At 45.9% G+C, this 23,559-nt stretch carries 19 protein-coding genes; 12 read left to right on the plus strand and 7 right to left on the minus strand.

All coding sequences use genetic code 11. The features are described from left to right. A partial coding sequence (locus VM802_RS25870) for an Rne/Rng family ribonuclease (RefSeq protein ID WP_325536164.1) occupies nt 1-1,096 on the plus strand: 1,096 nt, incomplete at its 5' end. 56 nt (nt 1,097-1,152) lie between these two features. Here VM802_RS25870 and VM802_RS25875 read toward each other — a convergent pair. Beyond that, nucleotides 1,153-1,476 (minus strand): cupin domain-containing protein, encoded by a 324-nt coding sequence (locus VM802_RS25875; RefSeq protein WP_325536166.1) that lies wholly within the window; start codon nt 1,474-1,476, stop codon nt 1,153-1,155. A gap of 169 nt (nt 1,477-1,645) precedes the next feature. Between VM802_RS25875 and VM802_RS25880 the strand changes: the two genes are divergently transcribed. Further along, nucleotides 1,646-3,322, plus strand: a complete 1,677-nt coding sequence (locus VM802_RS25880; protein ID WP_325536168.1) for a L,D-transpeptidase family protein — start codon at nt 1,646-1,648, stop codon at nt 3,320-3,322. Nucleotides 3,323-3,415: 93 nt separating this feature from the next. Here VM802_RS25880 and VM802_RS25885 read toward each other — a convergent pair whose 3' ends face one another. Continuing rightward, nucleotides 3,416-3,793 carry a RidA family protein gene (locus VM802_RS25885; protein WP_325536170.1) on the minus strand — a complete coding sequence of 126 codons (378 nt, stop codon included), beginning with the start codon at nt 3,791-3,793 and terminating at the stop codon, nt 3,416-3,418. A 99-nt stretch (nt 3,794-3,892) separates the two neighbouring features. Between VM802_RS25885 and VM802_RS25890 the strand changes: the two genes are divergently transcribed. The 5 genes from VM802_RS25890 (at nt 3,893) to VM802_RS25910 (ending at nt 7,987) form a co-directional block, all read left to right on the plus strand. Next, on the plus strand, nt 3,893-4,555 hold the full coding sequence (locus tag VM802_RS25890; RefSeq protein ID WP_325536172.1) for a 3-hydroxyacyl-CoA dehydrogenase family protein: 663 nt from the start codon (nt 3,893-3,895) through the stop codon (nt 4,553-4,555). 8 nt (nt 4,556-4,563) lie between these two features. Continuing rightward, a complete protein-coding gene (gene tsaB, locus VM802_RS25895) occupies nt 4,564-5,241 on the plus strand; it encodes a tRNA (adenosine(37)-N6)-threonylcarbamoyltransferase complex dimerization subunit type 1 TsaB (protein ID WP_325536175.1) in 678 nt (225 codons plus the stop codon). A gap of 214 nt (nt 5,242-5,455) precedes the next feature. After that, the gene (locus VM802_RS25900) at nt 5,456-5,815 is read left to right on the plus strand and encodes an ArsR/SmtB family transcription factor (RefSeq protein WP_073084462.1); all 360 of its coding nucleotides are present in this window, start codon (nt 5,456-5,458) and stop codon (nt 5,813-5,815) included. Nucleotides 5,816-5,947: 132 nt separating this feature from the next. After that, entirely contained in the window at nt 5,948-7,351 is a 1,404-nt protein-coding gene (locus VM802_RS25905; RefSeq protein ID WP_325536178.1) for an MBL fold metallo-hydrolase, read from the plus strand. Nucleotides 7,352-7,504: 153 nt separating this feature from the next. Further along, nucleotides 7,505-7,987: a BON domain-containing protein gene (locus VM802_RS25910; protein WP_325536180.1), complete on the plus strand. Its 483-nt coding sequence runs from the start codon at nt 7,505-7,507 to the stop codon at nt 7,985-7,987. Between the two features lie 76 nt (nt 7,988-8,063). On the opposite strand, the gene VM802_RS25915 is transcribed toward VM802_RS25910, so the two are convergent. The 5 genes from VM802_RS25915 to VM802_RS25935 are packed head-to-tail and all read right to left on the minus strand — an operon-like array spanning nt 8,064 to nt 13,998. Continuing rightward, on the minus strand, nt 8,064-8,930 hold the full coding sequence (locus tag VM802_RS25915; protein WP_325536182.1) for a lysophospholipid acyltransferase family protein: 867 nt from the start codon (nt 8,928-8,930) through the stop codon (nt 8,064-8,066). Nucleotides 8,931-8,979: 49 nt separating this feature from the next. Continuing rightward, nucleotides 8,980-10,578, minus strand: coding sequence for an L-aspartate oxidase (gene nadB, locus VM802_RS25920; RefSeq protein WP_325536184.1), 1,599 nt, complete (start codon nt 10,576-10,578; stop codon nt 8,980-8,982). Nucleotides 10,579-10,589: 11 nt separating this feature from the next. Beyond that, entirely contained in the window at nt 10,590-11,252 is a 663-nt protein-coding gene (locus tag VM802_RS25925) for a lysoplasmalogenase (RefSeq protein WP_325536186.1), read from the minus strand. A gap of 44 nt (nt 11,253-11,296) precedes the next feature. Next, the gene (locus VM802_RS25930) at nt 11,297-12,637 is read right to left on the minus strand and encodes a sensor histidine kinase (RefSeq protein ID WP_325536188.1); all 1,341 of its coding nucleotides are present in this window, start codon (nt 12,635-12,637) and stop codon (nt 11,297-11,299) included. 20 nt (nt 12,638-12,657) lie between these two features. Next, nucleotides 12,658-13,998: a sigma-54-dependent transcriptional regulator gene (locus tag VM802_RS25935; protein ID WP_325536190.1), complete on the minus strand. Its 1,341-nt coding sequence runs from the start codon at nt 13,996-13,998 to the stop codon at nt 12,658-12,660. Nucleotides 13,999-14,224: 226 nt separating this feature from the next. Here VM802_RS25935 and VM802_RS25940 point away from each other — a divergent pair, with 226 nt between their 5' ends. From VM802_RS25940 to VM802_RS25960, 5 genes are all read left to right on the plus strand, one after another. Next, nucleotides 14,225-15,472: an efflux RND transporter periplasmic adaptor subunit gene (locus VM802_RS25940; RefSeq protein ID WP_325536192.1), complete on the plus strand. Its 1,248-nt coding sequence runs from the start codon at nt 14,225-14,227 to the stop codon at nt 15,470-15,472. 42 nt (nt 15,473-15,514) lie between these two features. After that, on the plus strand, nt 15,515-16,204 hold the full coding sequence (locus VM802_RS25945; protein ID WP_325536194.1) for an ABC transporter ATP-binding protein: 690 nt from the start codon (nt 15,515-15,517) through the stop codon (nt 16,202-16,204). Nucleotides 16,205-16,258: 54 nt separating this feature from the next. Further along, complete coding sequence (locus VM802_RS25950) at nt 16,259-18,649, plus strand: ABC transporter permease (RefSeq protein ID WP_325536196.1); 2,391 nt, start codon at nt 16,259-16,261, stop codon at nt 18,647-18,649. Nucleotides 18,650-18,733: 84 nt separating this feature from the next. Then, nucleotides 18,734-21,142 carry an ABC transporter permease gene (locus VM802_RS25955; protein WP_325536198.1) on the plus strand — a complete coding sequence of 803 codons (2,409 nt, stop codon included), beginning with the start codon at nt 18,734-18,736 and terminating at the stop codon, nt 21,140-21,142. Nucleotides 21,143-21,159: 17 nt separating this feature from the next. Continuing rightward, nucleotides 21,160-23,550 (plus strand): ABC transporter permease, encoded by a 2,391-nt coding sequence (locus tag VM802_RS25960; RefSeq protein ID WP_325536200.1) that lies wholly within the window; start codon nt 21,160-21,162, stop codon nt 23,548-23,550. The last annotated feature ends 9 nt before the right edge of the window (nt 23,551-23,559 follow it).

A 23,559-nucleotide genomic window follows, 5' to 3' on the forward strand; every position in this document is an offset into this window, starting at 1 on the left:
AACGCCCTTTAATGATATTGTTGCTGTTTCCAAAAAAATCCATTCTTCTGAAGAAAGAAAGAGGTTGCAGAAAATCGTGGAAGCCATCAAAACTCCTAATTTCGGAGTGATTGTGCGCACCGCCGCTGAAGGAAAGAAAACTGCTGAACTGCACGAAGATCTGACCACGCTTGTTCAAACCTGGAAAAATATCCAGGCCAATCTTAGTGGCGCCCAGGCTCCACAGAAGATACTCAGTGAGCAGACAAAGACGACCAGCATTCTCCGTGACCTGCTTAATGAGAGCTTCAACCGCATCGTTATCAACGATAAGAATATCTACACAGATACCAAAACATATATTCAGAAGATAGCTCCTGAAAAGCAGGACATAGTTAACTATTATAATAATGGTTCGCCCATCTTCGATAACTTTGGTATCACCCGTCAGGTAAAAGCTTCTTTCGGTAAGACGGTGAACCTCGACAGCGGTGTGTACCTTATTATTGAAGCTACAGAAGCCCTGCACGTAATAGATGTTAACAGCGGATATAAGAGCTCAAGTAATAACCAGGAACAGAACGCTCTTGCCTCCAACCTGGAAGCTGCTGCTGAAATAGCCCGCCAGCTTCGTTTACGTGATCTCGGCGGCATCATCATTATTGACTTCATTGATATGAAACTGCCTGAAAATAAAAAGACAGTTTTTGAAGCAATGGAGAAATTCATGGCGCAGGACAGAGCCAAACATACAATCCTGCCCATCTCTAAGTTTGGTCTCATGCAGATCACCCGTCAGCGGGTGAAACCAGAGATCACCATTTCGGTTGCTGAAGATTGCCCGACCTGCAAGGGAACCGGCAAGATCGGAGCTTCCATGCTCATTCTGGAAGATATTGAGAAAAATCTCCAATATCTCCTTAATCATCAGCATAAAGGATTAACCATCCGCATACACCCCATATTACATGCTTATCTGACAAAGGGCTTCCTCACTTCCAAACAGTGGAGATGGTATTTCCAGTACAAAAAATGGATCAAGCTCAAAGCCGATAATAACTACCACCTTACAGAATATCGGTTCTTTGATGCCAATGATGAGGAAATAAAACTTTAGTATTTTGGGATTTGTGAATTTTGAGAGTTCGAAATTCCTAAATCCCAAAATATTTTCTACCTGTAATCATCTCTAGGAGGGCTGAAGCTATCTATAATCTTACAGTCTTCTACTGCGCGCCCACCATGTGGTACATTGGGAGGAATTACCAATACATCATGCTGTTGCATCATGTACTTTGTACCATTCATCTCCATTTCAAAAATACCTTCAGCGATATACGTAATCTGCTCATGAGGATGCTGATGCTGTGGAGATACAGAACCAGCTGTAATTTCCCAGAAAGCCAGTGTACTTTGCTCACCATGTACAAAACGGCCGTAAAAGCCGGGAATCGTATTTTTTGCAGGCATATTGCTTAATGCTTCAGGTTTGGTCATATGGGATCAGGTTTTGTTGTTTATCCAATATAGTCCACGAAATAGTTTTTCGCAAATGGTAACAGGATAAGTGTATATATTTCATACATTTATATCCAAAATGCAGTTTAATCCCAGCACTGTATACCTGTCATGTATGTTTTCAGCATAAAATACATCCATTACGCATATGAATATACGATTTTACACTCCCCTCGTCTTACTGGCCTTTATCATATTTGCTGCCTGCCAGCAGCAGGGCAAGGCACGTCGCAAAATGAAAGTCAGGGACACGACCCATTACACTAAACAGGAGTATATTGACCAGTCACTTGACAGCAATTACATCAACAGTTTCCTGGCTTCGAATCACTCGTTTGATTCTTATGATGAATACATCCGCAATTTCTATCGTAAACGAGATTTCCATTATGCATGGATAGACAAAGATAGCCTCACAGAACAGGCAGGTAACTTTATCAACATGATGAAGAATGACGCTTCTTATGGTATCAAGGACAGCAGTCTCATGAATCCGGAACTACAGCAGCTGATTGATACCCTGCTGATTAGCGACGTGAAGCTGAAACGTGGTGACACTTCCATCCCCCGGCTTGAAATGTTGCTTACGGCTCAGTTCTTTGCTTATGGAAATAGGGTATGGGGTGGTCTCACGGCAGATTCGGCAAAAGACCTGGAATGGTTTATTCCACGTAAAAAAATAGACATGGAAAGCCTGCTGGACTCCATGATCAACAAGAAATCAAATGCTTTTGAAGCTGATGAACCCGTAAACAGACAATACAAACTGTTGCGTGAGCAACTGAAGAAACTGGCTAACCTTGAAGCATCTACGAAATGGGACTCCATTAGAATTGCGCAGAAAGCCACTTACAAAAAAGGTGACTCTGCAGCGGTGATAGCTGTCATCAAATCAAGGTTGGAAGCTTTCGGTGATCTGCCGGGGAAAGACAGCAGCACCCGCTTCAATATGGCCTTGGATAGCGCTGTACGGTACTTCCAATCGAGAATGGGACTTAAAGAAGACGGGATTATTAAACAAAGCGTAGTAGACGCACTCAATACACCGCTGGAGGCGCGTATTCGTCAGGTACTGGTGAATATGGAGCGTTTACGTTGGGTGCCAGTAGAGCCGCCTGCCAGTTATATCCTCGTGAATATCCCGGAATTTAAAATGCATGTGTACGACAGTGGTAAGCTGGCCTGGAGCTGCAATGTGGTGGTAGGAAAACCGGGCGCCAATACAGTAATCTTCAGCAAAGATCTCCGTTATGTGGTGTTTAGTCCTTACTGGAATGTGCCTCCCGGTATCCTGGCGAAAGAAGTGCTGCCGGGGCTGAAACGTAGTGGTGGTGGGTACCTGGCGCGGCAGAACATGGAGATTGTAGGCGCTAGCGGAAAAGTGATCCCTGCAGGGTCCATTAATTTTAGCAAATATTCCGGCGGTAATTTCCCTTATATCGTAAGGCAGCGTCCTGGTGGCAGGAATTCACTGGGTAAAGTAAAGTTCTTGTTTCCTAATGAATATAATATCTACCTGCATGATACGCCTGCACGCTACCTGTTTGGGGAAAACAAACGGTCATTCAGTCATGGATGTATCAGGGTCGCTGAACCCAAACATCTTGCTCAGTGGCTGCTGCGCCATGATACAACGTGGACAGAACAGAAGATAGATGATGCTATGAATGCGGGCAAAGAGAAGTTTGTGACATTGAAAGAGAAGGTTCCGGTATACATCGGTTATTTTACAGCCTTTGTGGATAGTCAGGGCAAGATGAATTTCCGTGATGACGTATATGGGCATGATGCAAGACTGGCGACTACTTTATTTGGAACGAAGTAAGAACGCAGTATAAAACAGATAGCTTTTAGTTTCACTGGGAAAAGTAATTCCCAGTGAAACTAAAAGCTATCTGTTTTAAGCAACAGCTTAAAATTATAATGCGATCACAGAGATCTCTACGTTCACGCCTTTAGGCAAACCCGCCACTTCTACGGTTTCACGGGCAGGGTAATTGCCGGAAAAGTAACTGCCGTACACTTCGTTTACTTGTGGGAATGTGTTCATGTCAGTCAGGAAGATGGTGGTTTTTACCACATTGTTAAAGCTAAGGCCTGCTTCCTTCAGGATGGCTTCCAGGTTTTTCATTACCATATGGGTCTCATCCACGATACCTGATTTAACAAGCTCGCCGGTGGCCGGATTCAGGGGAATCTGTCCGGATACGAAGAGGAGGTTACCGGCTTTTACAGCCTGATTGTAAGGCCCGATAGGAGCGGGTGCGTTATTGGTATTGATAATTTGCTTTTCCATGAAAGCGAAAATAATTAATAATTGAGAATGGAGGAAGGTGGGAAGATGCAGATGTGCTATTATTAATGATTCTTTATTAGGTTTGCCGAAATTTATTGCATGAATATCCTGGTAATAGCAGATGCCCAGCGGTATGAAGAACTGCAGCAACGTGATTTGTCCAAGCATGAAGTGCAGTGGAAGACCAGTCTGGAAGAAGTATTGTCTGTAAAGGCGTTTGATCTGGTGATAGATCTTTTGTTTGACGACAGACCGGAGCACGCAGCCGTGTACGCGAAAAGTCCGGGTGTGCCGGTGCTGGCAGGGACGGTAAAGACTACTTTATCGGAGGTGATGCATCAGTATGCCTTTGAACAAGGATTCAATATTATCGGCTGTAATTTTTTGCCAGGGTTTATCAGTATGCCCGTACTGGAAACAACAGTGATGGATGAAGGGCAGCAGGAAGCACTGGCAGATATTATGCAGCAGCTTGGCTGGGAATATTCGCTGGTGGCCGACTCTATAGGAATGGTGACACCACGGGTGGTATGCATGATTATCAATGAAGCATATCTCACCGCGGAGGAAGGTACTGCCTCCCGCGCAGATATTGATACATCCATGAAGCTCGGTACCAATTATCCTTTCGGGCCTTTTGAATGGTGTGAGCGGATAGGTGTAAAGCATGTTTATGAAGTACTGAAAGCTGTGCACGACATTACTGGTGATGACCGTTATGAAGTAGCTGCACTGCTGCAAACAGAATACGAAGCGATTTAGCATTTATTATGGCACTTATACTTAGCATTGATACAGCTACAACTACCGGCTCTGTGAGTCTGGCGCGCGATGGAAAGGTTTTGCAGACCCTGGTGAATGAAAAACAGCAGGATCATGCAGCTACGATGGTAGTGTTTGTGCAGCAGCTGCTGGAAACACAGCAATTGCTGGCTGCTGATATTGATGCAATAGCCGTGAGTGCAGGTCCGGGGTCTTATACTGGTTTACGTGTAGGCGTGGCCACTGCTAAAGGGTTATGCTATGCCTGGAATAAGCCGCTGCTGGGTATTTCCACATTGCAGATGATGACGCAGGGGGCTAAGGATGCAATACATGATGATAGCGTTTGGTATTGTCCAATGATCGATGCGCGCAGGCAGGAGGTTTTTACCGCCGTATATGATTCAGCGTTAGTGCCCGTAATAGAGCCACAGGCAATGATCCTGGAAGCTTCTTCGTTTGATTCGCTGCTGGCGCAGCACAAGATTGTTTTCTTTGGTGATGGTAGTGCCAAATGGCAGCAGTTACTGCCTGTCAATAGTAATGCTGTCTTCGTTCCGCACGTAATGAGTGCAGCTCACATGGCGCCACTTGCCGAGCAACTTTTCAATAAAAAATCCTTCGCGGACCTCGCATATTTCAGTCCTTTTTACCTGAAACCCTTCTTTTTTCCACAAAAACCCTGACACATTTGTTTATTTTGTCATAATACTGTCAAATTACATCTAATTTGCAAGTATCCCCTGATTATATATGATAAAATAAGGTATAGAAATTTTTTTTATTGTGACAGATATTATATTTTTGTATAAATCGATAACCGCATTTGTTGTCTAACTGTTTTGCGATTACTGTCCGTTGATCCCTTTCATTTCATCATTTTTTAAAAACTATTATGCGATGGAAAAAACATTATTAACTACCTCTTCTAATACTCTTATTATTTCTAGAGGTAACAATGAAAAAGACCAGATCAAATTGGATTACATTGCCGTGAAAAAGGCCGCTATGGTTTTGCGGGCTATCAATCATAAGTTACGCCAGCAGATGATAAAGCTGCTGGAAGACCATAAGAAAATGACTGTGACAGAGATTTATGTGAAGTTGCGCCTCGAACAATCAGTAGCATCCCAGCATCTCGCGATATTGAGACGCGCGGGCATTGTAATCACAGAGAGAGATGGCAAATTTATCCACTACACTATCAATAAACAGCGTATAGCTGAGGTAGCGAAGTTTGTGGAAGAATTGGTAGGTTAATTTTATCAACTTTTTTAATACGAGTAGTATTATATAAAAAAGTAGCCATACGGCTACTTTTTTATTTTGGTATAGATTTTATCCATATCCCCCGGCAATGTATAATTCGTAAATTTGTGAAAATCAAAAACCATGTTCGTAAAGCAATTGTACACGAACTGCCTTTCTGAGGCGGCTTATTTCATTGAAGCCGGGGGAGTGGCAGCGGTAATAGACCCACTGAGGGATATAGATGTATATCTTGACCTGGCAAAAGAACAGAATGCAGTTATCAAATATATTTTTGAAACACATTTTCACGCTGATTTTGTTTCGGGGCACCTGGAGCTGGCGAAAGCCACTGGTGCGCAGATCATATATGGCCCTAATGCGGAAACCGGATTTGAAACCTATGTAGCCAAAGACAATGAAGAATTTGCTATTGGTCCATTAACGTTGAAAGTATTGCATACGCCAGGACATACACTGGAATCTTCCTGCTACCTGTTGCTCGACGAACAGAAAGCTCCATATGCTGTATTTACCGGCGACACTTTATTTGTAGGAGATGTAGGTCGTCCGGATCTTTTCAGCGGTAACCTCACCAAGGAGGAACTGGCAGGTCATCTCTTCGATTCTCTCAATAACAAGATTAAAGCTTTACCGGATAACGTCATCGTATATCCTGCGCATGGTCCTGGTTCCGCCTGTGGAAAGAACCTCGGTCCTAATACGTACAGCACCATTGGTGATGAAAAGAGTAGCAACTATGCATTGCTGGCGACCGATAAACAAAAATTCATTGAAGAAGTAACGAGTGGGCTTACTACGCCTCCTTCCTATTTCCCGATTAATGCGAGGATCAACAAAGAAGGCTATGATGCGCTGCAGGCTGTAATGGATAAAGCTCTGCAACCACTGACTCCTGCTGAGTTCAAGAAGCGCACTAAAGAAGGGGCATTGATACTGGACACCCGCCCTGCCACCGAATTCGGAGATGGTTTTGTGCCAGGTTCCATCAGCATAGGCCTGGAAGGCCGCTTTGCAGAATGGGCGGGCAGCTTGCTTCCGTTTGACCAGGAGATTATTCTTGTAACCACTCCAGGTAAAGAAGAAGAAACTGTGGTAAGACTGGCACGTGTTGGTTTCGATAACGTTAACGGCTATCTGAAAGGTGGTTACCCTGCCTGGGAAGCTGCTGGCGAGGCCAAGGATTTGATCATCACTGTAGAGCCGGATGAACTGGCCATGGACATTCCTCACGATGATCACCTCGTTATTGTGGATGTGCGTAAGCCGGCAGAGTACGCAGACGGACACATCAAAAATGCTATCAGCCTGCCTCTTGGCGATATGACAGATCCCGGTAAACTCGCAGATTTTGATGACCATCAGAATCTTTATGTACATTGCCAGGGCGGTTATCGCAGCATAATTGCCTGCTCTATCCTGAAGAGAGAAGGTATTCACAATCTCCGTAACGTGGATGGAGGATATAATAAAATGAAAGATGAAAAAGGTCTGGAAGTAGTACAGGAAAAAAATGTACTGAACTAATCCGATTCGTTTACACTAGCATAAAGCCTTTGGCTTTCAGCTCCCCGAAGGAGGAGACCGTTGAAAGTCAAAGGCTTTTTACAATTTGTTAATTCAAAAAAAATTGTCTGTTAACTGGTTATTCGCTAACTTCTTACACTAAAACAGTTAGCTATGAACAGAAAATCCTTGGCACTTGCCCTTATTATGCTCATGGGCATGTTCTTCTTCGCCTGTAAACCTTCGGATAGTAAGATACAGCAGGCAGTGAATGAAAAACTGAGTACAATTCCAGGCATCACTGCAGAGGTGAAGGGAGGTGTGGTAACTCTCTCGGGAGAAGTAGCAGACGAAGCGGCGAAAACATCTGCTGAAGAAGTACTCAAAGGTGTATCCGGCGTTAAGTCAGTAAGCAATAACATTACTGTAAAGGCGCCAATGCCTGAAGCACCAGTAACTATCAATCCTGATGATGTACTCAAGAAAACATTGGACTCAGCTTTTGCTGCAACCGGATTCTCGACTGTTACAGTATCCGTAGCCAATGGGGAAGTTACGCTGGAGGGCGAAGCAAAGAAAAGTGACCTGCGCAAGATTATGCAGACAGCGCAAGAATCAAAACCCAAGAAGGTTAATAATAAACTGAAGCTGAAATAATTTTCCAGGCAGATATTAAAGAGGCATCGGAAAAATAATCTCCGATGCCTCTTTGTATCTGCCTACATAGAAAACTTTATTGTTGATCTTCCTGATATTTATGTTTCCATCTGCGATGGCTCCACACCCACACTTCCGGTTGCTCCCGGATATTTTTTTCGAGGAAGTTGACAAAGGTTTCGGTGATCTTTCCGGGAGGTTCATTCTGCGGCTCTTCAAACATTACTTTCATATCGATGGTATAATAACCGCGCTTTACTTTCCGTATATCCACAAATACTACCGGTGTATTACTGCGCCTGGCACTCATTTCAGGCCCTTTGTAAAAGGGGGTCATCTGGTTCAGGAAAGGATACCATAAACAGCTTTTGGGATTGCCTGGGTTCTGATCTGCTACTAATGCAATGAGGTGTTGTTTGTGGTTCCAGTCTTTCATACTGTTGGCCATGTCATTGGCTGGTATGAGAACTGATCCGAACCGCTCGCGGAAGTAACGGAAAAGGCGATCCGCAGGCTTGCTGGTCAATGGCATATACACCACCAGGAAAGGAAACTTTACGTCCTGCATGCAATACAGATTAGCCCACTCCCAGTTAAAGTTATGGCCAAGGTGCAACTGGCAGCTTCTGCCCTGATCGTAGAGGCGGTGTAGCGGAGAGAGATCGCAGATAACATGTTCCCTTAGCTGTGCTTTCGTCATGGAAAGCGATTTGAGGGTTTCCACCATCATATCGGTGAGGTTGCGATAATATTTCTTAGCGAGTATTTTTATTTCTTCTTCAGACTTCTCAGGGAATGCCTGTTTCATATTTGCCATCACCACAGTTTTCCGGTATCCGAATACATGGTACACCAGCACATAGCATATATCGCTGATGAAAAATAGTACCGGGAATGGCAGCAATGAAATAACATAACAAATCGCAAACAGCAGGTAGTACATATTCCGGACAATTGTAATTGCAGCGCAAAGGTAACGAAAGCGCGCGCGCTTACAGTACGATATTTTGCACCAGATTACTCTTGTCAGGGTAATCGGTGTTGTAGTGGAGGCCTCTGCTTTCCTTACGGAATGCGGCGCCCTTTACGATCAGGTATGCAGCTGTGATCAGATTGCGCAGCTCGCAGAGTTGCGGCGATACAGCTGTTTTCTGATACAACTCTTCAGTTTCTTCATGAAGCATATCCAGGCGGCGCAAGGCGCGTTGTAGGCGCTCATTGGTTCTTACGATACCAACATAGTCACTCATGATCTGTTTCAGTTCCTTGAGACTTTGTGTGATAAGGATCATTTCTCTGGGAACAGTGGTGCCGCGGGCATCCCAATCGGGAACATTTTCCTTGAAATCAATAGACTCAATTTTACTGGTAGCATCCATGTAGCAGCGGTGTGCGAATACCATTGCTTCCAGCAGGGAGTTGGAAGCAAGGCGGTTGGCGCCGTGCAGCCCTGTGCTGGCACATTCGCCGCATGCGTAGAGGTTGCGTATGGATGTCTGCCCCCATTCATTGGTTTTGATACCGCCGCAGCTGTAGTGGGCTGCAGGGGCTACTGGAATCATCTGTGTGCTGACATCTATGCCTGCTTTCTTGCAGGTTTCATATATATTAGGAAAGTGATGGATAAATTTGTCGATGTCCATGTGGCGGCAATCAAGGTACACATACTCAGTACCGGTGATCTTCATCTCACTATCGATAGCGCGGGCTACTATATCGCGTGGGGCCAGTGACAGGCGAGGGTCGTATTTGTGCATGAAGTCTTCGCCGTGAATGTTACGCAGGATACCACCATCGCCGCGCACCGCTTCTGAAATCAGGAAGGAGGGGTTTACCCCAGGTTGGTGCAATGCAGTAGGATGGAACTGGATAAACTCCATGTTCTCAATACGTCCTTTGGCGCGGTATACCATAGATACGCCATCGCCGGTGGCAATGGTCGGATTGGTAGTGCTGCGATAGACCTGTCCGTTGCCGCCGGTGGCTAGTAGCGTGACTTTGGCCAGTATTTTCTCAATCTGTTTATTATCCAGGTTAAGCACATATACGCCATAACATTCGATGTCAGGTGTGGACTTGGTGACGAGATAGCCCAGGTGATGCTGTGTGATAAGATCCACCACGAAGCAATGGGTGATAAGTTCTATATTGGGACGGCGGTGAATGGCTTCCAGTAGCGCTCTTTCTATTTCTTTGCCGGTAATGTCTTTGTGATGTATTACCCTGAATACGGAGTGGCCTCCTTCGCGGCCCAGAGAGAACTCTCCGTCAGGGTTCTTATCGAAATTGGCGCCCCATTCAATAATCTCGTTTACCCGTTCAGGCCCTTCCGTGACAACAATCTCCACTATGCGCTCATTACAGAGCCCATCGCCGGCGATGAGGGTGTCTTCAATATGTTTTTCGAAGCTGTCGTTTTCCGGATCGTTTACCACTGCCACTCCGCCCTGTGCGTACTTGGTATTGGTTTCGTCTTCATGACTTTTCGTGATGACAGTAATTTTTTTATCAGGGCATTGCTGTGATACTTTGAGTGCATAGGTTAAACCTGCAATCCCTGAACCGATGACAAGAAAATCTGTTTGCTGCATAGTAAGCGAAATTACGAAGAAAAGTACTTAATACTGCCATATACCAGGCCGCATTGAGCAAGACCATAGGTAAGCATTACCCATATTCCGCCTGCCGGGAGTGGATGGTAGAATTTGTCTACTGCTATAAGAGAGTCCGAAATCATAAACAGTACCGCGCCTGTCATGCAATACCAGGCAGCCGGCTGTGTGCGGAAGTGAAAGCAGTGCAGTACGCTTTGTACCATGATGAAGATGACGGTGCAGTACACCATTACCGGGATCAGCATACTTCCAAGGTAAGGCAGCATGAACATGATGAAACCAATCAATAGTGCTGCATTGAGGAATATCAGCGGATACCTGCAAAGCACTACAGGGGGATTTGTATAACGTATCTTCAGGAAGAAAACAATGTAGCAGATATGTGCGCACAGGAATGCAATAAGCCCTGGCAGGAAAAGGTTGTTAAACAGCAATAATACATCTCCTGCAAAAGAGAATAGCAGTGCTGCAAACATAATCAGGCGTCTGTTCTGGGGCATTGGGGTGCGTGCGCTGAGAAAATATACGGCAAGTATCAGCATCAGCAAGGGTTTCGTTGCATAGCGATAAGGCTCCATCTGTAAACCGATAAGGATAAGATCGGCCAGCAGGGTAATAAAATAGATGATCAGCCATTTTGATTTCAACATGGAATAAAATTGTAAATACAATATAAGCATTCTTTAAGAATGCATCAGGTATTGAGTAAGATAAAAAACGTAGTACCGTTACCGTTATTGCCAGGGCTGCTGACTTTCAACTGGCCGCCGTGCATCTGAATAATCTGCTGGGAGAGGCTCAGCCCAATGCCGGAGCCGGTTTTTTTGGTGGTGAAGAAGGGAATAAAGATTTTATTCATGGCATCGGTGTCGATACCGGGGCCATTGTCCGTGACCTCAATGCATATCTGTTGAATATTGTTGAGATATACTTTCATGCTAATAGTGGGATCTGGAGTATGTTCCAACGCATCCATCGCATTTTTAACAAGGTTAATGAGCACCATCTGTAATTGAGATACATCCGCATGTATTTCCAGGTTGTCTGCTTCTGCGGAAAGATGGAAGGTAATGCCGGACTGTTTCATATCGGCCTGGAAAAGATGGCTTACTGAAGACACCAGGTTTCTGAGGTTTACATTGGTGAATTGTGGCTGGGGCAGGGTGGTGTAGTCACGGTAGGCATTCACGAAGTTCATGATGCCTTTGCTGCGGCTTTCCACTGTTTGCAGTGCTTCACGCAGATCAGTGATGCCTTCCTGGTTGGAGGTGCCTGGTGCGATGTCCAGGTCCACGATTTCCTGCATGGTGCCAATTAGTGAAACGATGGGGGTTACTGAGTTCATGATCTCATGACGCAGTGTTTTGGTGAGGTTCTGCCATGCTTCCAGTTCTTTTTTCTGCAGTTCAGAATGGATATTCTGAATGGAAATAAGTTTGATCAGGCGCCCTTGTAGACGCACCGTGGCGGCATGTATAGAGAGTTGTTGTTCCTGACGTGTGGCATACAGCAGCTTTGTACCGGATTCCATTTCCATGAGCATTTCGGCAAGCCCACGGTGTACTGTTTTCAGTTCATTGATGTTCCTTAATCGATAGATACCCATGAGCCGGAAAGCGGCCGGGTTGATCAGTTCTATCTTTCCGTCTATATCAAAAGAAAGTACGCCGATGCTGATATGCTGAATGATGGTATCAATGTATTTCAGGTTGGCTTCTCGTTCCGCTCTTGTTTGGCGGAAGGCTTCCAGTACTTCATTAAACTGATGGTTGAGCATACTAAAACTCTTGCCCAGCTTATTGTCTGCACTGAAGCGGATAGAGAAATCCTCATACCGGATAGACTCGAGGAATAGTGTGAGCTTGCGGTTGATCCGGTTCAGGTAGTGATAGATCCCATATAGCTGCAGTAGTACCAGTGGAATCAATATCAGTGCAAATAGCAGCATGTCATGCATAGACACCCACACGGTGGCGGCCAGTGTAAGTGCAAGTAACAGTACTCTGAGACTGATATTGATGCTGAAACGATTCATGGAACGGTGTTAACTGACGTCTATATGTTGTATTTTTCCAGTCTTCTGTAAAGGGCAGCTCTGCTCAGGCCTAGCTCTCTGGCTGCTTCGGTGATATTGCCGTTACATTTTTTCATGGCCTGGGTAATGATATTTCTTTCCATTTCTTCCAGGTTGTAACCGGTATCCATGGTTTGTTCGGCGTGATTGCTATTGCTTTTTACAAATACGTCTTTAGGCTGAAGGGTCTTGCTCTGGGAGAGGATCACGGCTCTTTCCATGGCATGTTGCAGCTCACGGATGTTGCCAGGCCATTCATATCGTTCCAGTTGTTGAACCAGTGAGTCGTGCAAGCTGTTTACCGGGCGCTTATATTTTTCGCGGTACAGCTGAAGGAAGTGTTCTGCCAGCGGAATGATATCTTCTCTGCGTTCACGCAGGGGAGGAAGATGTACTTCAATAGTGTTGATCCTGTAGAGGAGATCCTGTCTGAAAAGGTGCTGCGCAGCCTGTTGCTGGATATTACGGTTAGTGGCGCATATCAGTCTTACATTGATAGGAATGCTTTTATTGGAGCCTACTTTGGTAACGGACCTGTTTTGCAGTACTGTCAATAGTTTGGCCTGGAAAGGGATGGTGATGTTTCCGATTTCATCCAGGAAGATGGTACCACCTGATGCTTCTTCAAAGCGACCGGTGCGGTCTTCGCGGGCATCGGTGAATGCGCCTTTCACATGTCCGAACAGTTCACTTTCAAACAGTGTTTCACTGATGGCGCCAAGATCCACGCTCACAAATGGTTTTTCGCCGCGTTCAGAAAGCTGGTGTATATGTCTTGCCAGCATATCTTTACCGGTACCGTTTTCTCCGAGTATCAGGATATTGGCGTCAGTGGCAGCTACACGTGAGACAGTATCGAAGATGGCTTGCATAGCAGGGCTCTGACCTACAATGAGGTTCCCGTGATTGATCACCGGCCCCGGCCTTTCTGTTTTAGCAGCCCGTTTGTTATAGGCGGATTGTATGGTAGCGAGGAGCTTTTCGTTTTCCCAGGGCTTGAGCACAAAGTCAACAGCGCCGGCTTTTATTGCTCTTACGGCCATTTCCACATCACCGTAGGCGGTGAATAATACCACCGCAGTTTCTGGCTTAATATCCAGTATACGGTCCAGCCATTCGAAGCCTTCTTTGCCGCTGCTGAGATCACGTGTGAAGTTCATGTCCAGCAGTATCACATCATAATCAAAATTTGTGACCAGATAAGGGATCTTCTGCGGGTTCTTTTCAAAATCCACTTGCTCGAAATGTCGTTTCAGTAGTAATCGTGCTGCACGTAATACATCTACATCATCATCAACGATCAGGATTTTTCCAGGTTGCATTGTACTCATGGTAAACAAGATGAATGGGACAATATTACATAAAGATTCATATACATCCACGCTTATTTTCGGGCTGGTTGTAAAGTGTCCGCTTATGAACACCTGTTGTCCGCCAAAGGACATTTTCAAAAGGGTAAAACCTTTTGAAATGAGCTGTAGTAAAGGATTATTGGCTTTGGCATATGGATTGGATTTACCTGTTCAGCAAAATTTTTTCGCTCATAATATGGATAGAAAAATAGAAAAGAGGTTCTGGAACAAAAAGCGCATCCTGATGATAAGCGGAGGCGCGCTGATAGCTTTGCTGCTGTTATATACACTGATCTTTGCTGATCACAGGGCTTCGCTGAACGTTGAAAAAGACAAGATCACGATCTCCGCTGTCAAGAAGGGGACCTTCGATGTATACATCGCAGTTACAGCCGTAGTTATGCCGCTGAAAACTATTCGCCTGGATGCGATTGAAGGTGGTTATGTGAGCCGCAAGTATCTTGAAGGCGGCAGCATGGTGAAAGCAGGAGACTCTATCCTGAAGCTGGACAACCAGCATATGCAGATGCAGTTTGTAACACAGGAAACAGAAATCTACAGATTACAGAACGATCTGCAGAATACGCGTTTGAAGATCAGGCAGGACCGCTTTTCCATGCAACAGGCGATATATGATTATGATGCTAAAATAGCTGCGGCGCAGGATCTTTATGATCGTAACAAACAGTTGGTGGATGAGAAGATCGTGTCAAGACAGGAGTTTAATAAGAACAAGATCGAACTGGAAGGGTTGGTGAAACAACGCAATATCCAACTGGAATCACAACGCTATCAGGAAGAAAACGCGAAAATGCAGATTTCGCAGCTGGAAGGTACATTGGCCCGTACGCAGCGTAACCTCACGCTGATGAAGGAGAACCTCAACAGCCTCATTGTGCGCGCCCCGGTATCAGGACAACTTTCATCTATTGATGTGGAAGTGGGCTCCAGCATACAGGCTGGCCAGAACATTGGCCAGATCGATGACCTTAACGGTTTTAAATTACGCGCAGATATAGATGAACATTATGTTTCACAGGTATTTGCAGGACTGAAAGCGACATTCGAATTCGACGGAAAGTCATACGAAATGGTAGTAACCAAGGTATATCCGGAGGTGAAGAATGGACGTTTTCAGGCCGACATGAATTTTGAAAAAACTACGCCTGAAGGAATCAGACGTGGACAGTCCTCTCCTATCCGCCTTGTATTAGGAAAGTCCGCAGAAGCCCTCCTGTTACCACTGGGCGGATTTTTCTCCGATACTGGTGGTAACTGGGTCTATGTGGTGGACAGAGGTGGTAAGAAAGCCATAAAACGGAATATTACGCTGGGTCGCAAAAATCCATTATATTTTGAGGTGCTGGATGGGTTGCAGCCGGGAGACCAGGTGATCACTTCATCCTACGAAAACTTCGGCAACAAGGATGTGCTGGTGTTTTAATCTTCATCCATAATTTTATATATCACAACTTAAACAACATCTATGATACGCACCGTTAACTTACAGAAGTTATTTACAACCGAAGAGGTAGAGACTACGGCCCTCAATGGCATCAACATGGAAGTGCAGGACGGGGAGTTTGTGGCCATTATGGGACCCTCCGGTTGCGGGAAGTCGACCCTGCTGAATATACTGGGGCTGTTGGATAATCCAAGTGATGGTGAGTATCATTTCTGGGGAAAGGAGGTCGCGAGAATGAGCGAGCGGCAAAGAGCCCAGCTCCGTAAAGGCTCCATAGGCTTTGTATTCCAGAGCTTCAACCTGATTGATGAGCTGACAGTTTTTGAAAATGTGGAGCTGCCATTGCTTTACCTGAAAGTACCTTCAGCTGAAAGAAAGCAACGTGTGGAAGAAGTGCTGGAGCGTATGAATATTATGCACCGTCGCAACCACTTCCCACAGCAACTTTCCGGTGGTCAACAGCAAAGAGTGGCTATTGCGCGTGCTGTGGTAGCCAAGCCTAACCTGATCCTCGCCGATGAACCTACCGGTAACCTGGACTCCTCAAATGGTGAAGAAGTAATGAAGTTGTTGCAGGAGCTTAACAACGCCGGTACTACATTGATTATGGTTACACACTCGCCCTATGATGCGGGCTTCGCGCACCGTATCATCAACCTGTTTGACGGACGTGTGGTGACAGAAAATATCAAAGAACAATTTCACGTGTGATTTTATTATCGCTATTCTAAAACCACATCAATACCTGAGTAATATATTTCGTATATGCTTTTTCGTTATATACATATCGCATTCAGGAATCTCCGTCGTCAAAGGCTGTTTGCATTCATCAATATTGCGGGACTGGCCGTGAGCATTATGGTTTGCCTGATAGCGCTGATGTCTGCCAGAAAGAACCTGAGCTATGATCTGTTTCATCCGGATATAGCGCATACCTGGCGTATTACTTCCAAAGTACAGACACCGGATGGCCGTAAATATCACATGGCAAGCGCTCCACTGGCCCTGGGAGAGGTGCTTCGCAGCAACTATTCCATGGTGCGCGAGGAGGTAAGTATTTATGCCGCTTTATCTGGTGAGGTGATGATAGGCAGAAAGAAGATGAACATCTATGCTGCCTATACAGAACCTTCATTCTTTGCCGTGTTCGGATTCCGACTGAAAGCCGGTGATCCGCGCACGGCGCTATCTTCACCTAACAGTATTGTTCTTAGCAGCGATGCGGCGCTGAAATTCTTTGGTCACAACGATCCTATGGGCAAGGTGCTTCACATACCCTCACGTGGAGATTATACTGTGACCGGTGTCCTGGAACCTGCTCCCGGGGCATCTCATATCGACTATGAAGCTTTTGCTTCCTTGTCTTCTGTACCATCGCTTGAGCAAAGCAAGACACTGCCGGAGAGGCTACACAACTGGGACATCTTTCAGGATGCCTATACTTACGTGGTATTACAGCCCGGCGTGACGAAGGATGGCCTGGAGCAGGCACTTATGGCAGAGGTCCATCGTTATGACACAGGGCCTGTTGAGAACAGGACAAAGATCGAATTTGCACCGCAGGCATTGAATAAGATCACACCTTCGCAGGAATTGTATAACGACATTGGTGATGGCGCGCCCTGGGGTAAAGTGATAACAGTACTGGCAGTAGCCCTCACTATTCTGTTGAGTGCCTGCTTTAACTACACTAACCTTTCTATTGTGAGATCGTTACAACGGGCGAGAGAAGTGGGCGTCCGCAAAGTAAACGGAGCACTGCGCTGGCAGGTGTTTGCGCAGTTTATAGTAGAATCCGTAGTGATCTGCCTGTTGTCGTTGGTAATGGCATTGGGGCTACTGGTATTGCTCCGGAGTTATCCTGTACTTGGGATACCGGTAAATAATGACATGCCACTGGATGGGCCTATGATAGGAGGTTTCCTGTTATTTAGTATAGCCACTGGCATTATAGCGGGTATCATCCCGGCATGGGCTATCTCGTCTTTTCAGCCGGCAAAAGTGCTGAGGAATATGGTAGATATTAAGTTGTTTGGTGGCCTGGGGTTGAGAAAAACACTCATTGTTATTCAATTCAGTCTGTCACTGATTACCGTGATATTCTTTGTTACCGTATACCGGCAGTTTCAACTCAAAGCGAATATGGATATGGGGTTTCACAGAGACGGTATTTTGAACGTGCCACTGGCCGGAGCTGATTACCAGCTGATGAAAGACCGGCTGGCGCAAGTGAAAGGAGTGGAGACAATCACCGCCAGTTCTGGTACATTGGGAATGCCCAGGGAGACGGGCTTCTGCCATATGAAAGCAGAGAATGGTAAAGAAGCGCTGGAACTGGGGTATTATGCAGCCGATGCTGATTTCCTGAAAGCCATGCAGCTGCAGCTCGTGGCAGGTGAAGGATTCCCGGCATCTGTTACGGGAGGGAAGGAGAAGTACATTATCCTCAATGAAAAAGCTGTTGGGGCAATGGGGATCAAAACACCTGCTGACGCAATCGGAAGAACTGTCTGGTTGTCAGATTCAACACCGGTAAGCATTACAGGGGTAATTAGAGATTTTAATTATCAGCCTATAGAAGTATCTATCCGCCCGATGGCGATACGCTTTGTTCCTGACGAGTTCCGGCAACTTCAGCTGGTAACGTCAGGTACGCATAAAGAAGAACTGGTGGCTGTTGTGAGAAAGGCATGGGAGGAAATGCATCCGGGAGAAATATTTTCATCCGGGTGGATGGACGAGGAACTATACAGCCGCAACAGTGGTGAAGATACGGTATCTGTGCTGGGCTTCCTGGTATTTATGATTACCATGATTGCCGTTATGGGGTTGCTGGGAATTGTATCCTATACCACATTTACACGGAGAAAGGAAATTGGTATCCGTAAAGTAATGGGGGCCACTGTGGCCAACCTGGTGTTCATGCTGTCGAAAAATTATCTGAAGCTGATCATAATAGCGGGCTGTATTGCATTGCCACTGGGTTTTCTGGGCAGCAGCATGTTCCTGCAGATCTTTACCTACCGGGTGAGCATCGGCGTATTTACACTGTTGGGCAGTTTCCTGGCATTGTTGGGTGTGGCATTGTTGGCTATTATGTCGCAGACCTGGAAGGCTGCCGGCATCAACCCGGCGATCAGCTTACGAAATGATTAAAAGTTACGAGTAGAATAACAAGTGAACAGCAAACCGGAGTGTGTATCTACGCGCCCTGTTTCCTTAAAAAAAATCAATTGAATTATGATCAGGAATTATCTCAAAATCGCATGGCGTTCATTATTAAAGCAGAAAATATTCACTGCTGTCAATGTGCTGGGAATGAGCGTAGCTATCAGCGCGGCGTTGATGCTATCGCTGACGGCTTACCGTGAATGGTCGTTCGATAACTTCCATGAGCATGGCAAAGATATATACCAGGTTTACCGTAAAGACAGAGACCAGCGACGTGGATCGCGGATGTTTACCAGCGTAGCAGAGCCATTCGCTGATGTATTGCGGAAGGAGGGACAAGGTGTGAAATATGTGACCAGGGTGGCAGGGGGAGATATGCCGGTGAGATATGGAGAGAAGCTGGTATATTTTAGTGTACAGATGACAGACCAGGATTTTCTGAAAATGTTCAGCTTTCCGCTGCTGAAAGGAAATCCGGAGAATGCACTACAACAGCCTAATCAGGTGATATTGACACAGAAGACAGCGGCGGCCCTGTTTAAGGATCAGGAGGCTGTCGGCAAAACCATAGAAATAAATATTAACAACAGTTGGCACCCGTTCATTGTATCGGGGGTAGCGGCTGATATTCCGGATAATTCCGGTATCTATTTTGAAGCGCTCACCCGCTTTGAGAATGCGCCTGACTATGCAGAATCTAAGGGGAACTGGGACGCTTCCCATTATCCGCTGTTCATGCAGCTGGAACCGCGTATGACAGCTGCGGCCTGGGAAAAGTCCATTATGCCGGTTTTACATAAGTACTACGCACCACAGATAGAAAGCATCAAAACGAGCGGTAATACGCCAGATGAAAACGGAGAATGGCTGATGATGAAGACTATTCCATTGAAAGACTTTCATCTCACACCCGGAAGCACTTTCGGCAATGGGTCCAATCGTTTCTATCCCTGGCTTATGCTGATCCTTGCCATTATGGTGATCGGTATTGCCTGCATTAACTTCATCAATCTTTCTGTGGCAAAATCGTTTATCCGTGGCAGTGAAGTAGGGCTCAGAAAGGCGCTGGGTGCTATGAACCGGCAGCTGATGATACAATTCTGGAGTGAAGCCTTCCTGCTCTGCGCAATTGCGCTGGTGCTGGGTATCATATTTACAGTGCTACTGTTGCCATACTATAATGCATCCTTTGGTCAGCAGATCGGCCTGAGACTATTTGCGGATGCGAAATTGCTGATAGTGGCGCTGGTAGCGTTTTTTGCGGTCACCCTGCTCGCTGGCGGTTATCCTGCCTGGCGGGTATCTGGTTTCAATATTGTGCAGGTGTTGAAAGGAAGAGTAAGTCTTAGCAGTAAGAGCACACTGCGCAGCAGCCTTATTCTGATACAGTTTGTTGCAGCAGTAGCCCTGATCAGCAGCACCGCCATTATCTGGCAGCAAATGAATTTCGTACGATCTACACCGTTAGGGTATAACACAACCAGTGTAATCAGTATACCATTCGATAATGCCCCCTTGCAGGCTCTCACTGCTTTACGGAACAGGCTGAGCGCCGTGCCGGATGTAGAAAGTGTTACGGCGGGCTTACAAAACCTGGGCATTGGTAATGATGATAACTCCGGCAACTGGAATCGGGGTTTCACTTATAAAGGCCGCCAGATCAACTCACAGTGTATTGTGGTAGACTATGACTTTACCCGTACACTGGGTCTACAAGTGCTGGCTGGTCGCGACTTTTCAAAGAACTATGGAGCAGATAGCTCGGCGGTAGTCATCAATGAAACGATGGCAAAACAGCTGCAGGAGAAAGACCCGGTAGGTACAGTGATCAACCTTGGCGACGGCAAAATGCGTGTAATAGGTGTTGTAAAGGACTATCATTATGAGTCTTTACACAGAAATATTGATCCGCTCATCATGACAATGAAAGAGCCTCAGGCACTTAATTACATCTTTGTAAAAGTAAACACTCCCAACCTCGTAGGTGTCATGCAAAAAATAGCAACTGCCTGGAAAGAAATAAACCCGCTGGCCAAAAATGATCCTTCGTTCCTGGATGAAAATGCACGCCGTCAGTACCGCCAGGACCAGCGATTTTCAAAGGTATTTATGAGTGGGGCACTGCTGGCAATATTTATATCCTGCATGGGACTATTTGCCATTGCGGTATTGGTGATTACGCAACGGAAAAAGGAGATAGGTATAAGAAAAGTACTGGGTGCTTCCGTAAGCAGTATTGTGGTGCTGCTGTCTGGCGATTTCCTGAAGCTGGTGCTGGTGGCTGTATTGATAGCCACGCCATTGTCCTGGTATTTAATGCAGCAATGGCTGGACGGGTTTGAATTCCGTGTAAGTATCCACTGGTGGGTGTTTGCGCTCACCGGCCTGTTGGCAACAGCAATTGCATTTATCACTATCAGCCTGCAATCTGTAAAAGCGGCTCTTTCCAATCCAGTAGAAAGTCTGAACTGCGACTAAACGATAAAGTATCGAGTATGTGGAAGAATTATCTGAAAATAGCTGTAAGAAACCTGCTGAAACGCAAATTGTATACAGCTATCAACATCTTCGGCCTGAGCACTGGCATTGCCTGTTTCATTCTCCTGGCCCTATACCTGCAAAATGAATGGACCTATGACCGGTTTAATCAGCATGTAGATAAGCTGTATCGTATACGCCTGGATTATGGCGAAAAAGACCAGCCGCTTACACAAACTGCCATGAATCCCAGTGCGCTGGGACCTCAGTTGAAGACTTTCCCGGAAGTGAAACAGATGTCCAGGGTGTATTATTCTCCGATTACCGTCAGGTATGGTGATAAGGCAGCTAATGAAAAGCGGTTTATATACGCAGATGAAGCGTTTTTCAATATGTTCTCTTTCCGGTTGCTGCAGGGCAATGCAGCAACGGTGCTCAAAGGTGCCGGCACAATGGTAGTCTCAGCAGACATGGCCAGGAAGTATTTTGGAGATGTTGACCCAGTCGGTAAAACCATGCGTATCGGAAAGGATAAAGACTTTCTGGTAACCGGTGTAATGGCCAATGTACCTTCTAACTCTCATCTGAAATTCGACTTTGTAGCCAGCTACGCATCACTGGGTATTGCAGATACATGGAATGCCCCCAACTATTATACATATGTACAGCTCGACAGGGTACAGGATACAGCTGCCTTGCGCAGTAGTCTCCGCCAGATGCTGGTAGCGCGATTTGGTAACGAGATGCGCAGGAGCGGCGCTACATTTGATTTGGTACCTGAACCTGTCGCTGGTATTCACTTGTATTCCCAGGCGGGCAACTCTCCGGAAGTGGGTGGAAATAGACAATACAACTACCTCTTTATGGTAGTAGCTATGCTGTTGCTGGTAATAGCCAGTATTAATTTCATGAACCTGGCAACGGCGCGTTCTGCAGAAAGAAGCCGTGAAATAGGTGTTCGTAAGGTACTGGGAGCTCAGCGCATACAGTTGTTCAGGCAGTTTATTGCCGAATCAGCGTTGATTACCTTCATTGCAATGATAACAGGAGCACTGAGTGCATATCTATTATTGCCTGTCTTTAATAAAGTTGCAGGAACGGGACTGGGAATGGCCGTAGCAGGAGGACTTCGCATTATCGCTATATTGGCAGGCATCTTTGTAGTTACTACACTGATGGCTGGTATATATCCAGCCCTGGTACTTTCCGGGTTCCGGCCGGTACAGGTATTGAAAGGCAAAACATCGGGCGCAAAAGGCGGCGGTTTAAGGAAAACATTGGTGGTATTTCAGTTTGCAGCTTCTGTATTCTTTATTATCTGCACTATCGTTGTTGAACGCCAGCTGCATTACATCCAGCACAAAAAACTGGGACTTAACAGGTCACAGCTGCTGGTACTGGAAGGGCGGCGGTTCAATGCGGAAACGCTGGCATCATTTAAAAGCAGGGTAGTGGAAGATAAGGACGTATTGGGGGTAAGTGCCTCTTATGATTCACCTGTAGCTGTGGGCGGAGGATATGGTATTGGAAATATTGAAGGAAAACCTGCTGAATACGGTATGGATGTAACTGCTATTCCGGTAGAGAAGGATTACCTGAAAACAATGGATATGAGCCTGATCAGCGGAGAAGACCTCACCAATGCCGATATACAGGATATACTGAAACAAGACGACAAGGCGCGTGTATATCACTTCTTTCTGAATGAAACGGCTATACGGCAATTGGGATGGTCGCCGGAAGATGCTCTGGGTAAGCGTCTTTCTATGAATGGACGAAACGGCACGGTGAAAGGGGTGATCCGGGATTTCCATTTCGCTTCCATGAAGAATAAAATTGCCCCCATCATTGTATTTCCGGAATATGACTGGTTTGGCGAGGTTATAATCCGGCTGGCCCCAGGTAATGAGAAAAAGGCAATAGAGCATATCGGCGCTATCTGGCAAAACTATCTTCCCGATATCCCTTATGAATATCATTTCATGGATGATGAGTTTAACAGTTTATATAAGCAGGAGTACAGAATAGCAGCTGTGTTGAGCGCTTTTGCCACAGTGATCATCCTGGTGTCCTGCCTGGGTTTGTTGGGACTTGCTGCTTTTACAGTACAGCAACGCACGAAGGAGATCGGTATCCGTAAGGTGATGGGCGCATCTGTAACTAGTGTGGTAACACTGCTTTCAGGCGATTATATTCGCCTGGTGCTGATTGCCTTACTGATTGCAACTCCGGTGGCATGGTATATTATGCACGGATGGCTTGGCGGCTTTGCTTATCATACCAGTCTTCAATGGTGGATGTTTGTGGCAGGCGGCGCGGTAGCCTTGCTCATAGCAATGCTTACCGTAAGCATACAGTCGATAAAGGCTGCAATGATGAATCCTGTTACCAGTCTTAGGTCCGAATAAACTGTGATA

This window comes from Chitinophaga sp. (genome assembly GCF_035538455.1).
Classification (GTDB): domain Bacteria; phylum Bacteroidota; class Bacteroidia; order Chitinophagales; family Chitinophagaceae; genus Chitinophaga.